This window comes from Sandarakinorhabdus sp., from assembly GCF_031422795.1.
In the GTDB taxonomy this organism is placed as follows: Bacteria; Pseudomonadota; Alphaproteobacteria; order Sphingomonadales; family Sphingomonadaceae; genus Sandarakinorhabdus.
On record NZ_JANPML010000205.1, the window covers coordinates 1 to 12,296 of the forward strand.

Sequence of the window (12,296 nt, forward strand, 5' to 3'; positions counted from 1 at the left end):
TTGTTCCGGGCGGGGGCGTGGTTCCGGGCGGCAGCAGATCGCGCGGGCGGCCCAGCGGTTCTTCGGGCAAGGCGCCCATATCGATCACCGCACCCGGGTTTTCGCCGCGCACGGCTTCATGGATCACCTCGCCGTCGCCCAGCACGTCCATGCCTTGCCGATCGGCGGGTGGCACCTTGTAGGGGCCGGCGTCGGCCTCGATCAACGGTGCCTGTTCGGCTTCCATATAGCCCTGGGACGAGCCACCATCGCGGCGGCCAAGCAGCATCAGCAGGGCCACCGCCGCGACGGCACCCAGGGCCAGCACGGCGATGGCGATGTTGAGCAGGGCGCGCTTCTTCGGCGGCTCAGCGCGCAGCGGCGCGGCTTCGGCCAGCCACGGGGCATCCTCATCGCGCCCAACCATCAATGCAATTCCTCTGCCGCTGCCACCCCGATTACCGCGAGGCCGTTCCTGATCACTTGCCCCACCGCGCGCGCCATGGCCAGCCGGGCTGCCGTCAGGTCGGGACGTTCGGTGAGCACAAAGCGGCGGGTCGCATCATCATTGCCGGCATTCCACTGGCTGTGGAAGGCGGCGGCCAGATCGCCCAGATAAAAGGCGATGCGGTGTGGTTCGCGGGCTTCGGCGGCCTGTTCGACGATGCGCGGGAAATTGGCGGCCATTTTGACCACGGACAGCTCATCGGCGTCCAGCAAGGTCAGATCGGGCTCCGGCAGCGCCAGACCGGCTTCGGCCAGCTTGCGGCCCAGGCTCGCGATGCGGGCGTGAGCGTATTGAACGTAAAACACCGGGTTGTCGCGGCTTTGTTCGACCACCTTGGCGAAATCGAAATCCATCATCGATTCCGGTCGCTTGGTGAGCATGACGAAGCGCACGACATCCTTGCCGACCTCCTCCACCACTTCGCCCAGCGTCACGAAGTTGCCGGAGCGTTTCGACATTTTCACCGGCTCGCCGGCGCGCAGCAGCTTGACCAGATTGACGATCTTGATGTCGAGCGTAACCTTGCCGTCCGACAGCGCCTTGGTCGCGGCCGTCATGCGCTTCACATAGCCGGCGTGATCGGCGCCGAAGATATTCACCAGCGCATCAAAACCCCGGGTCAGCTTGTCCCAGTGATAGGCGACGTCGCCGGCAAAATAGGTCCAGTTGCCGTTCGATTTCATCATCGCGCGGTCCTGATCGTCGCCGAAATCGGTCGATCGGAACAGGGTTTGCGGGCGCGGTTCCCAATCCTCGCCCCCGTCGTCCCCCGTGCCGCCTTTCGGCTTTTCCAGCACGCCCTCATAGATCAGGCCCTTGGCCTTCAGCGTGTCGAGCGATTCCTGCACGCGCGCACCCAACGAGGCTTCGGAGAAAAACACATCCTGTACGATGCCAAGCAGGGCCAGATCGGCGCGGATACGCTCCATCATCAGCGCGACGGTGCGGCTGCGGAACAGCGCCAGCCAATCGGCTTCGGGCGCGTTCACCTGTGTGGAACCAAATTCAGCGGCCAGCGCCTGGCCCACTGGCACCAGATAGTCGCCGGGGTAAAAGCCTTCCGGGATCTCGATCGTCTCGCCAAGGGCTTCGCGGTAGCGCAGGTGGGCCGAACGGGCGAGCGTATCGACCTGGCCGCCAGCATCGTTGATGTAATATTCGCGGGTCACCTGCCAGCCGGCATATTCCAGCAGGCCAGCCAGCGCATCGCCCACCACCGCGCCGCGGCAATGGCCCATGTGCATCGGCCCGGTGGGATTGGCGGAGACATATTCGACGTTGATCCGCTTGGCCTGGCCCACCGTGCTGCGGCCATAATCGGCACCGGTGTTCAGCATCGCCGTGATCTGGGCGTGCCACACGCTGTCGGCCAGCTTCAGATTGATGAAGCCCGGCCCGGCAACCTCGGCCGCGGCGATGCCTGGCTTGCTGCGTAGCGCGGCGACCAGCGCTTCGGCCAGCGCGCGCGGGTTCATGCCCGCAGGCTTGGCCAATACCATGGCGGCATTGGTGGCGAGATCGCCGTGCGACGCATCACGCGGCGGTTCCACCGTCACATTGGCAAGCGACAGGCCGGCGGGCAGGGTGCCAGCGGCAATCAATTCATCCAGTGCCGCCTTCACGATGGCAGCATAGTCGGCGAACAGGTTCACTTGGGTTCAGCTTTGCATGAAGGAAGGGCGTTGCCCGTTCCCTACCGCCAAGCAGCGCGGGCGTCTATCAGCTTGGGGGCATCCACGGTGGAGCCGGCGCGCCCGAAAACCGCTGCCCGTGCGATCAGGCGGCCACAGCCTCACGCGGCCAGGCCCGCCCGCCCTGCTGGTTGCCGAACTGCGAGATGCGCAGGCGATCCTGCGCCGCGCCGCGCGACAGGTTGATCACATGATCAACACCGGCGATGGTGATGGCCAGCTTGCCCTGATCGGTGGTCTCGACGAACCCCTTGGCCTTCAGATACCAGGCGTGAAAATCAAAGGCGTCGCTGGTGCAATCGAGCAGGCGCTGCAGCTCATAGGAGCCGAGACCTGGCTCGGAAGCGCGCTCGCGGCGACGCTTGTAGAGCGCCATCAACACTTCGGCATGCACCTCGGCGTCGGACAGCGCGGTGCGCTCTTCGGACAGAATGCAATCGGCATCGGAGAAGGCAAAGCCGGTGTTGGTGCTGTAGAGAACGTCATAGGCCAGACGCTTGGCGTGATCCTTGAGCGCGCGATAGGCTTCGATCACCGCATTGAACATGCCGGTATCAGCGGTTTCAGGGTGATCGGGGTGATAAAGCTTGGCCAGCTTGCGGTAGGCGATTTCCAGGGTGCGCGAATCGCATTCCGGATGGACCCGCAGGACCGCGTAATAATCGACGAAGGGCTGATTGACGTCCATCGTAACACTCCCCGTTGGGCACCAGCGAAACAAAGAACAAACGCTGCCGGTGCCAACAATGAAACAGTTTGTTAAACATCGTGTCGACTTTGTCAATATGACAGTCGCAATGTAAAAAGGTTAACGCAGGTAAAAACTTAACGGGCTCAAAGGTTAACGCTGGGCGCTTCTTGCGGTCATGGTGGCAAACCTCACTTGCCGGCGGCACGCGGACGGCGCAGCATGACGGCATGGATCATCGTGCTGCCCTCGAAGCCAGCCTGGAACTGGCCGTTACCCGCTGCGGCGATCCGCAAGCCGCGATCTATGCCCGGCTGTTTGCGCTGCATCCCGGAATCGAGGCTGAATTCTGGCGCGACGGTACGGGTCGCATCAGGGGCGAGATGCTCAGCCGCAGTTTTGAAATGTGCCTTGATCTGGCCAGCCCGCACGCGCCAGATGGCGGCCAAGAAATCGGCGGCTGGGGCGGCGCATTTCTGGGCACAGAGGCGATCACCCACGACGCCTATGGCATCCCGCGCCCGGTGTTCGGCGATTTCCTGCCCCTTGTTGCCGGCGTGATTCGCGATTCGTGCGGAACCGGCTATTCCGCCGCAATGGCAGCGGCTTGGGCCATCGTGCTCGAACGGGCGGCCAGCACTCTGGCGATCTTGCCCGATAGCAGCGGCGCGGCGCGGGTGATCGACGTGGACGCTGTGCTGCCGCCAGTTTCCGAACGCGGCCTGCCTTTCCCGATGCGCTGAAGCGGTTGACAGGCGGCCACAGGCCCCGATGATGGCGCCCGGAACATGCATTGGGGGGCAGCATGCAGGCAATATTGGTGGGTGAAGCGTTGGGCAGTTTCCTGCTGTTTGCCTGCGTCGTTGGTTCGGGCGTGATGGCGCAAGCGCTGGCTGGCGGCAACGTGGCGGTGGCGCTGATCGGCAATGTCGGCGCGATTGCGGCCCTGCTCTATGTACTGATCACCATGCTCGGCCCGGTGTCGGGCGCGCATTTCAACCCGGCGGTGACCATGATCACGCGGCTGCGCGGCGAAGGCAGCTGGGCCAGCGGCCTTGCCATGATGGCGGTGCAGCTGGTGGCCGGTGTGGCCGGCGTGTGGTGCGCGCACGCCATGTTCGATCTGCCGATCCTGCAGTTTTCAGATCATGCCCGCACCGGGCCCGGGCAGTGGCTGGGCGAGTTCATCGCCACGTTTGGCCTGCTGCTCACAGTGCTGCTTACCGGGCGGCATCGGCCCGACGCAATGCCCGGCTGCGTGGCGCTCTATATCACGGCGGCTTGTTGGTTCACCTCGTCCACCAGTTTCGCCAATCCCACGCTCACTTTCGCGCGCAGCCTTACCGATACGTTCGATGGCATTGCGATGGCGGATGTGCCGGCGTTCATCCTGGCGCAGCTGGCGGGGGCACTGTGCGCGCATTGGCTGGATCGGGCGATGCATCCGGCGGCGTGAAATCCGCCAGTCAGGCGATCAGGCCAGTCAGGCGTTCAGGCCAGTCAGGCGATCAGGCCGGCACGCGCTTGTCGCGCTCGGTCTGGGCGGCGGTTTCCTTGTCGGCCAGCAACTGCCAGGCGGCCTGCGCGCGCAGGAACATGGTGCGCTGATTGTCCAACGCTGCATCGGCGGCGTTGCGAGCGCATTGTTCGATCTGCGTGGCATAGAACAGGCTGGTGGCGCGCATGCTGTGATCCTTTGCGGAACACCGGCCACAGTAAGTATCCTGAGGGGCGGGTATTCTGGGGAGCGGGTGGCTGGTCAGCCCAGCTGGTCGAGGATCAATCGCCGCAGTTCGCTGCGGGTCAGGATCGGTGAACGGCGGAGAATGCGGTTGCCGTGGAGAGGGTGGTATGCGCCGGATTCGCGGCGATTCTGGTCAGTCGTGGTGATTTTCATTGATGTCCTGGGCGCAAAACGGCGCCCCTGTGAGCAGGGCGGCAAGGCCGCCGGCATGGGATTCGGGTTGGAGTGAACAGGACTGGCAGCAGCCCTGCGCGGGTGTTTTCCCAGCCAAAAACCGAGAACGACCGCCGCGCAGGAGCGCCTCGACGGGCGGGCAGCACCCCGAAAGGCGCTGCCCGGCCCTGCCACTTACGCGGCTTGGAGATTGACGGCCGAGGTCTTGCCGCGGCGATCGGTTTCCAGTTCGTAGCTGACGCGCTGGTCCTTGTTCAGGGTGCTCATGCCGGCGCGCTCAACGGCGCTGATGTGCACGAAGTTGTCATCGCCGCCATTTTCCGGCGAGATGAAACCATAGCCCTTGTCGGCATTGAAGAATTTGACGGTTCCGGTGATCATGATGTTTTCCTTTCGCGAAAACAAGAAACCCGGCCGCAAATGCACGGCCGGAGCTGGTAGCGCGAGAAAGGAGAAGGAGCCGTTTTGCAGGCGTCAATTTCCGTCGCAGGCGACGATTAGCAAGCCAAAACTAAGCCTGATCGCCTACAAAGTCAAGGTCAGGCCAGATCTACACGAAAGGCCAGTGCCCATGCTTGGCTGTTGAATACGGGATTGGCCGGGTTTTTCAATGGCCATCAGGGCATCACGTCGGCCGGGCTGGCCACTCCGCCGCGCATCACGATCACGCCTTGGGCCGGGCGCGGTGTGCTGGTCGCGGGGGCCTTTGCCGCTGGTGCGGTCGCCAGTGCGGGCGCATTCCCCGGTTTGCGCACCAGCCGGGTGGTGGTGCCGTCGTTCAGGTCGCTCACCTGCAAGCTGTGCAGGCGCACGCGCGCATCGTTGCTGAACTGGCGCAGGGCCAGGCTGATGGTGCCATTGGCCATGGCCAGCGTCAGTTTCTGCGCCTGCAGCGGGCTGACTTCCAGCGTTATGGATTTTTCCAGCTTGGGCTTCTCACGGGCGACGTTCATGTCGTTCCCCACCGCCAGCACGCGCAGATTCTGCGCCAGTATTTCCGCATAGGGCATGGCTTCGTCCGGCTGGCGAACCATCAGCACGTCGATCCGATCACCGGGGAACACCAGGCCCGATAGGCCAGCAAGTTCATTCACTTGTATCGCCAGCGCACGCATGCCGGGCGTCAGCAACGGCGCGGTCGACAGCCGGGTTGCGCCGGCCACCAGCGCGGTTTCGATGATGATTTCATTGGCGGCTATGGGGCGCATTGCGATGCGGGCCGCGCCCAGGATCAACGGGTCGATGCGCAGGAAATGGCCCTTGGGCAGTTGCCGGGCCGGCACGTCGATCAGTTTCAGCTTATCGGCGGCGAGCTTTTCACCGAATCCGATGGCCGTGGCTGCCACCACCGCCTGCGCCATGGCCATCGAGGGACGTGCCGGGCTTGATCGGCCCTGCGGCAGCAAACGGGCCACCAGCATGGCGACCACCAGCAACACCACACCGCTGATCAGCATCAGGCGTGATCGATTGGCCCAGCTGTCACCGCGATCATGGCGGGCGCGCTGTGCCTGCAGCGGGTTGCGCCGCTGTGGGACACGATCCTGCCACGTTTGTTCCGCCCCCATCGCACCGCCTCCATCTGGACACGGTAACGGGCGGGCAGCCGTTTCGATTTAGGCGGCGGCCAGCCCATCCTCGGGAATGGCATAGAACAATGCCGCACCGCGCATCGCGCTGGCAGAAAGCGCCTGCACCTGCGGCAGCAATTGTTCGGCAAAGAACCGCGCCGTGATGCGTTTGGCCGCGGCAAACTGCGGATCGGGATGGTGGCGCGAGGCCAGCGCCTGTTTGGCCAGCAGCCAGCCGCCAAGCGTGAGGCCCATCAGCCGCAGATAGGGCGTGGCCCCGGCGGCAACATCATCCGGGTTGTTGGCGCCGGCCAGCCAGATCGAACTGGTCTGCGCCGCATCCAGCGCGTCCTGCAGCCACGGCGTGATCAGTTTCAGTTCGTCATCCTCATCAAGGTCGGACAGGGTGGCGCGGACTTCGCCGAGCAGATCCTTCCAATGCTGGCCGCCGTCCATCCCCAGCTTGCGGCCGACCAGATCCATGGCCTGGATGCCGTTGGTGCCTTCATAGATCGGCGCAATACGGGCATCGCGCAGGAACTGCGCGGCGCCGGTTTCCTCGACATAACCCATGCCGCCGAACACCTGCACACCCAGCGACGCGACCTCGACCCCGATATCGGTGGCCCAGCTTTTGGAAATCGGCGTGAGCAGATCGGCAAGACCCTTTGCGGCGGCATCGCCAGTGTGAGCGCGATCAACTGCCGCTGCGTTCAGATAGACCAGCGCGCGGGCGGCTTCGGTGAGAGCGCGCATGGTCATGATGGTGCGGCGCACGTCGGCATGTTCGATGATGCGCACCGGTGCTGGCCCGGCGCCGAACCGGGCCGACTGCACACGGCTGCGCGCATAATCCAGCGCGTGCTGCATGGCCGCTTCGGCGATGGCGACGCCCTGCAGGCCAACCTGCACGCGGGCGTTGTTCATCATGGTGAACATGGCGCGCATGCCGCCGCCTTCGTTGCCGACCATCCAGCCAATGCAGCTGTCGTTGTCGCCGAAACTCATCGTGCAGGTGGGGGAGGCGTGGATGCCCAGCTTGTGTTCAAGGCCGACGCATTTGAGATCATTGCGGGTGCCGTCGGGCAGGAACTTGGGCACGAGGAACAGGCTGATGCCCCTGGTCCCCGGCGGGCTGTCCGGGGTGCGCGCCAGCACGAGGTGGACGATGTTTTCGGCCGCATCATGTTCGCCCCAGGTGATGTAGATCTTGGTGCCGGCGATACGCCAACTGCCATCGGGATTGGGCTCCGCGCGGGATTTCAGCGCGCCGACATCGCTGCCCGCGCCCGGCTCGGTGAGGTTCATCGTGCCAGTCCATTCACCAGTGACCAGCTTGGACAGGTAGCGCGACTGCAATTCGGAGCTGGCGTGGGCGGCGAGCGCTTCGATCGCGCCCTGGCTCAGCATCATGCAAAGCGCAAAGGCCATGTTGGCGCTGGTGAGTTGTTCCTGCACGGCCACCGCGACGGCGAATGGCAGGCCCTGGCCGCCGTGTGCTTCCGGCACGCCCAGCCCGGCCCAGCCGGCTTCGACATACTGGCCATAGGCGGCAGCAAAGCCTTCGGGCAGCGTCACCACGCCATCATTCAACCGGGCATGCGCCTTGTCGCCCGGGCGGTTCAGCGGCGCGAACACATTGGCGGCGAGCTTGGCCGATTCGCCCAATATGGCATCGACCATGTCGGGCGTGGCGTTGGCATAGGCCGGCAGCGCGGCCAGACCGGGCAGATCGGCGGTCACATCCAGCACAAAGCGCTGTTCGGTGGTGGGGGCGGTGTAGGGCATGGGCTGTTTCCGTTCCAGTTCGGCACCGGTATAGACGCGCGCAATGAACGACAAAAGCCGCATCCTGCTGCCCGACCCCGCCGGCATTGCCGCAGCGGCGGCTGTGTTGCGCGCGCGGGGCCTGGTCGCGGTGCCGACAGAGACGGTTTATGGGCTGGCGGCGCGCGCGGACGATGGCGCGGCGGTGGCCGGCATTTATGCGGCAAAGGGCCGGCCCAGCTTCAATCCGCTGATCGTGCATGTCGCCGATGTGGCGCAGGCCGAAACGCTGGCGCTGTTTTCGCCTTTGGCGCAGGCACTGGCGGCGCGCTTCTGGCCAGGCCCGCTCACGCTGGTGTTGCCGCGCCGGGCCGATGCGCCGGTGGCCAGTTTGGTGACGGCGGGGTTGGACACGATTGCGCTGCGTTGCCCGGCGCATCCGGTGATGCAGGCGCTGGTGCGGGCGGTTGGCCCGCTGGCGGCACCGTCGGCCAATGCGTCGGGGCGGATTTCGCCAACACGCGCCGCGCATGTGCTGGAATCGCTGGCCGATGTGCCGGTGATCGATGCCGGGCCGTGCGCGGCCGGGGTCGAATCGACGATTGTTGCGGTGGAGGGCGATGGTTGGCGTTTGCTGCGGCCCGGCGCGGTGGCAGTGGAATAACTAAACCCCCTCCCCCTTGTGGGGTGGGTCGACTCGCGCGCAGTGCGGCGGGGTGAGGGTCCGCCGCTGGTTGCGACGACCGCTACCCCCACCCCGGGCCGCCTGCGGCGTCTCTCGCCCTCCCCACAGGGGGGAGGGAGTTCTGTGGAAGCCCCCGGCATGCTGGCTTCACATTACGCCCCGCAGCAGCTGGTGCGGCTGGAGGCGGAAACGGCAGCGCCGAATGAATTCCACATTGGCTTCGGCGCAGTGCCCGGCGATGCCACGCTGTCGGCCAGCGGCGATCTTGCCGAAGCCGCCGCGCGCCTGTTCGATCTGCTCCACACCGCGCAAGCCTCTGGCCGCGCCGCCATCGCGGTGGCCCCGGTGCCGCAGCACGGGTTGGGGCTGGCGATCAACGACCGGTTGCGACGGGCGGCGGCGCCGCGCCAGGAAGTGCCTCCGGCGCACTGGGCCTGAGGCCCCATCCCCGGAGCGCGAATTCAGGTGGCGGCCAATTTGGGGCTGGCCGTCGTTTGCGGCGCAACCGCGCCGGTTCAACGCCCGATCTGGCCGCGTTTCTGAAGTTCCGCGCGCAGCGTTCGCGCTTGCACCGCCAAATCCCGGTGTGCGACCACAAGATCGCGCAAGCGATCGACATAGGCCGAATAGGCCGGCCGCAGCGTTCCCGACCCATCATAGATGGCCGCCCGATCCGAACCGAGCGTCAAGATGCGCTCTTCGGTATAGGCCGCATAGCGGACATAGCGTTCGCCGAACGAATCCTGGCGATTGTAGAACACTGACAGCCGAAAAAGCAGGTCAGGTTCCAGTGCTCGCGCCGCCCCTGTGGCGACGACGCTATCCCAGATACGCACAGGCGGACGTTCCGAATCGCGCTCGCGGAACATGGGCAAAGCTGGCTGTTCGCGCCGGGCGATCGCCGCGTCAAAGGCGGCGAGCTTCGCCTCTACTTCAGTTTCGAAATCGCGATTGTGCAGGAGCACGTAGTCGAGGGTGGGAATGAGCGCTGCAATTATGCCGGATCGATAGGCTGCTTCCTCGCGGTCACGACGGAAGGATTCCATGCCGAATGCTGCCGTTACACCGACAAACACGATGGAAAACTCGAACACCATTGCTCCGATCAGCGCCCGTTTGCTGGCAAATGATGAAGCAATGCGATCCAACAAAACGGCCATGCCCGGTCTCCCTTGATCGGAAACCGTTGGTAGCATGGGTCGAAATCGATTGGCAGAGCCACCGGCGGTCAGAGCTTGCCGATCTTCTCCGCTGCCTCCCTCAGGATGGCAGCTATGGCCTCGGCGCGTTCGGCGCGCGATTCGGCATCGGCCATACGCTCCCGCGCGGCGGCGCGCAGATCGTGCATGGCCTCGCGCAGCGGTTCGCGGCCATCGTCGCTGTTGCAGCGCGCCATGTCGGCCAGGCGCTGCAGCGCGTCTTTCAACTGCGCTTCGGCTGCATCCAGCGCGGCGCGGCCGGCATCGGTGATGGCATAACGGCGGCGGCTTTCCTCGCCGGCGACTTCGGCGATCAGGCCTTCATCGGCCAGCATGTTGAGCATCGGATAGATCATGCCCGGCGACGGCGCATACAGGCCGGCAGACAGATTTTCGATGGCCTTGATCAGGTCATAGCCGTGGCGCGGTTCGTCCTTCAGCAGGTGGAGGACAAGGATCTTCAACGCTTCGGCACCAAAGCGCCGGCGGCGGCGGCCAGAATTGGGGCGCGGGCCATCGCCGCCATCCCCGAATTCATCGGCAAAGCGCTGTGCAAAGGCGGCCCAGCGGCCACTGCGTCCGGCCCAGCGTCCGCTGAACTCCTTATGGAAGCCATCGCGATCAAAGTGGAAACGGAAGTGCATGGGGGAGACTCCGGTTTGGGGGCTTGGAGAGGCTTAAGATATATCTTGGGTCGCTGTATTGCAAGACCCATACACAAGAAGTGCATCATTCTTATTATTGCTATTGCGACGCGGTCGCATTTGATCCATCATGGATTGATGGAGGTGAGCGATGTTCGTGCAGCATGATGAGAACGGCCCCAGCGGCGGACCGCCAGGGCGACCGCAGCGCCGTGACGACCCTGCCGGGCTGACGCCGGTACAGCGCGACCTGCTGTGGTGCCTGCGCCGGCTGGCCATGGTGCGCCCATTGGGCAGTGCGCGTGATGCCTATGTTCATGCCCTGCTGCAGCAGCGCTTTGGCGAAGTCGGCCTGGGCCTGGAACATCATCTGCGCTGCCTGATCGTGGGCCTGGCGCAGCGGGCGGTGCGGCCGATCCGGCTGCACCTGCCCTGCCACGGCGCGTTGGCCGACGATGAGCAGCGCCTGTTGCTGGCGCTGGGCGAGAGCAGTCATCCGGCGCGGGTGGCCGCCGTGCTGGCACCGCTGGCCGGCAGTCGCGGCGCCGAACTGGCCCCGTTGCTGGCGGGTATCACAGGCTTGTTGCCGGGGTAACTGCGCCATAAGCTGTCCCGATGGCGATTGGGGGAGCAGGATGATGCGCGGGTTGGTTTGGGCTTTGCTGCTGGCGGCGGCACCAGTGTCGGCAGAGCCGCTCTATATCGTCAATGGCCTGATCGTCGATGGTTCCGGCGCCGCGCCGTACAAGGGCTGGCTGGCCATTGATGGTGACCGCATCCTGTCGATGGGCCGCGACTGGCCGCCGGGCCGCGTCGCCCATGATGCCAAGATGTTCGATGCCAAGGGCCAGGCCGTGGCGCCTGGCTTCGTCAACATGCTGAGCTGGGCCACCGAAAGCCTGTTGATCGACGGCCGCGCGCAGAGCGATATCCGCCAGGGCGTCACGCTGGAGGTGATGGGCGAAGGCAATTCGATGGGGCCGCTCAATCCCGAAATGAAGCGGCTGGGTGCGCTGCGGCAGGACGATATCAAATTCCCGATCACCTGGACGACGCTGGCCGAATATCTGGCCGTGCTGGAGAAAAAGGGCATCGCGCCCAACGTCGCCAGTTTTGTCGGTCACACCACCGTGCGCGTGCACGAACTGGGCGAAAGCGATGTTGATCCGACTCCGCAGCAGCTGGCGCGGATGCAGGGGCTGGTGCGCGCCGCCATGAACGACGGCGCGCTGGGGCTGGGCACGTCGATGATCTATGCGCCGGCGGCCTATGCCAAAACGCCGGAACTGATCGCGCTGGCCAAGGCAAGCGCGGCCTGCGGCGGCATGTACATCAGCCATATGCGATCCGAAGGCGACCGCATCGAACCGGCGGTGGATGAACTGATCGACATCGCCCGCCAATCGGGCGGTCCGGCGGAAATCTGGCACATGAAGATGTCGGGCCGCAGGAACTGGGGCAAGCTGGATACCATCATCGGCAAGATCGAGACGGCGCGCGCCCAGGGCATCCGCATCACCGCCAACATGTACAACTACACCGCCGGCGCCACCGGGCTGGATGCGGCGATGCCGTTGTGGGTGCAATCGGGCGGGCTGGAAAAGTGGATCGAGCGGCTGAAGGACCCAGCCATCCGCGCCCGGGTG

At 65.0% G+C, this 12,296-nt stretch carries 12 protein-coding genes and 3 pseudogenes; 5 read left to right on the forward strand and 10 right to left on the reverse strand.

The features are described 5' to 3' along the window. The 3 genes and pseudogenes from RMO81_RS07770 to RMO81_RS07780 form a co-directional block, all read right to left on the reverse strand. Positions 1-406 (reverse strand): annotated as a pseudogene (locus RMO81_RS07770) (hypothetical protein); the annotation flags it as partial. After that, positions 406-2,139, reverse strand: a complete 1,734-nt coding sequence (locus RMO81_RS07775; protein ID WP_310475258.1) for an arginine--tRNA ligase — start codon at positions 2,137-2,139, stop codon at positions 406-408. The pseudogene RMO81_RS07770 and the gene RMO81_RS07775, both read right to left, overlap by 1 nt. Before the next feature lie 124 nt (positions 2,140-2,263). Further along, positions 2,264-2,866, reverse strand: coding sequence for a J domain-containing protein (locus RMO81_RS07780; protein ID WP_310475259.1), 603 nt, complete (start codon positions 2,864-2,866; stop codon positions 2,264-2,266). A 230-nt stretch (positions 2,867-3,096) separates the two neighbouring features. Here RMO81_RS07780 and RMO81_RS07785 point away from each other — a divergent pair, with 230 nt between their 5' ends. Continuing rightward, positions 3,097-3,609, forward strand: a complete 513-nt coding sequence (locus RMO81_RS07785; protein ID WP_310475260.1) for a hypothetical protein — start codon at positions 3,097-3,099, stop codon at positions 3,607-3,609. A gap of 62 nt (positions 3,610-3,671) precedes the next feature. Beyond that, complete coding sequence (locus tag RMO81_RS07790; RefSeq protein WP_310475261.1) at positions 3,672-4,322, forward strand: aquaporin; 651 nt, start codon at positions 3,672-3,674, stop codon at positions 4,320-4,322. Between the two features lie 52 nt (positions 4,323-4,374). Here RMO81_RS07790 and RMO81_RS07795 read toward each other — a convergent pair whose 3' ends face one another. The 5 genes from RMO81_RS07795 to RMO81_RS07815 form a co-directional block, all read right to left on the reverse strand. Beyond that, positions 4,375-4,551 (reverse strand): hypothetical protein, encoded by a 177-nt coding sequence (locus RMO81_RS07795; protein ID WP_310475262.1) that lies wholly within the window; start codon positions 4,549-4,551, stop codon positions 4,375-4,377. Between the two features lie 74 nt (positions 4,552-4,625). Further along, positions 4,626-4,763, reverse strand: coding sequence for a hypothetical protein (locus tag RMO81_RS07800; RefSeq protein WP_310475263.1), 138 nt, complete (start codon positions 4,761-4,763; stop codon positions 4,626-4,628). A 195-nt stretch (positions 4,764-4,958) separates the two neighbouring features. Beyond that, positions 4,959-5,165, reverse strand: a complete 207-nt coding sequence (locus tag RMO81_RS07805) for a cold-shock protein (RefSeq protein ID WP_310475264.1) — start codon at positions 5,163-5,165, stop codon at positions 4,959-4,961. Positions 5,166-5,401: 236 nt separating this feature from the next. Next, a complete protein-coding gene (gene cpaB / locus RMO81_RS07810; protein WP_310475265.1) occupies positions 5,402-6,352 on the reverse strand; it encodes a Flp pilus assembly protein CpaB in 951 nt (316 codons plus the stop codon). Between the two features lie 48 nt (positions 6,353-6,400). Further along, the gene (locus tag RMO81_RS07815) at positions 6,401-8,143 is read right to left on the reverse strand and encodes an acyl-CoA dehydrogenase (protein ID WP_409049595.1); all 1,743 of its coding nucleotides are present in this window, start codon (positions 8,141-8,143) and stop codon (positions 6,401-6,403) included. 43 nt (positions 8,144-8,186) lie between these two features. Between RMO81_RS07815 and RMO81_RS07820 the strand changes: the two are divergent. Continuing rightward, a pseudogene (locus RMO81_RS07820) lies at positions 8,187-9,245 on the forward strand (L-threonylcarbamoyladenylate synthase). 77 nt (positions 9,246-9,322) lie between these two features. Here the strand turns inward: RMO81_RS07820 and RMO81_RS07825 are convergent. Together RMO81_RS07825 and RMO81_RS07830 are read right to left on the reverse strand one after the other, a co-directional pair. Beyond that, complete coding sequence (locus RMO81_RS07825) at positions 9,323-9,967, reverse strand: hypothetical protein (protein WP_310475267.1); 645 nt, start codon at positions 9,965-9,967, stop codon at positions 9,323-9,325. A gap of 68 nt (positions 9,968-10,035) precedes the next feature. Continuing rightward, positions 10,036-10,650, reverse strand: coding sequence for a PadR family transcriptional regulator (locus tag RMO81_RS07830; RefSeq protein ID WP_310475268.1), 615 nt, complete (start codon positions 10,648-10,650; stop codon positions 10,036-10,038). Between the two features lie 151 nt (positions 10,651-10,801). Here RMO81_RS07830 and RMO81_RS07835 point away from each other — a divergent pair, with 151 nt between their 5' ends. Continuing rightward, positions 10,802-11,245, forward strand: a complete 444-nt coding sequence (locus RMO81_RS07835; RefSeq protein WP_310475269.1) for a hypothetical protein — start codon at positions 10,802-10,804, stop codon at positions 11,243-11,245. Between the two features lie 43 nt (positions 11,246-11,288). Continuing rightward, positions 11,289-12,296 (forward strand): annotated as a pseudogene (locus tag RMO81_RS07840) (amidohydrolase family protein); the annotation flags it as partial.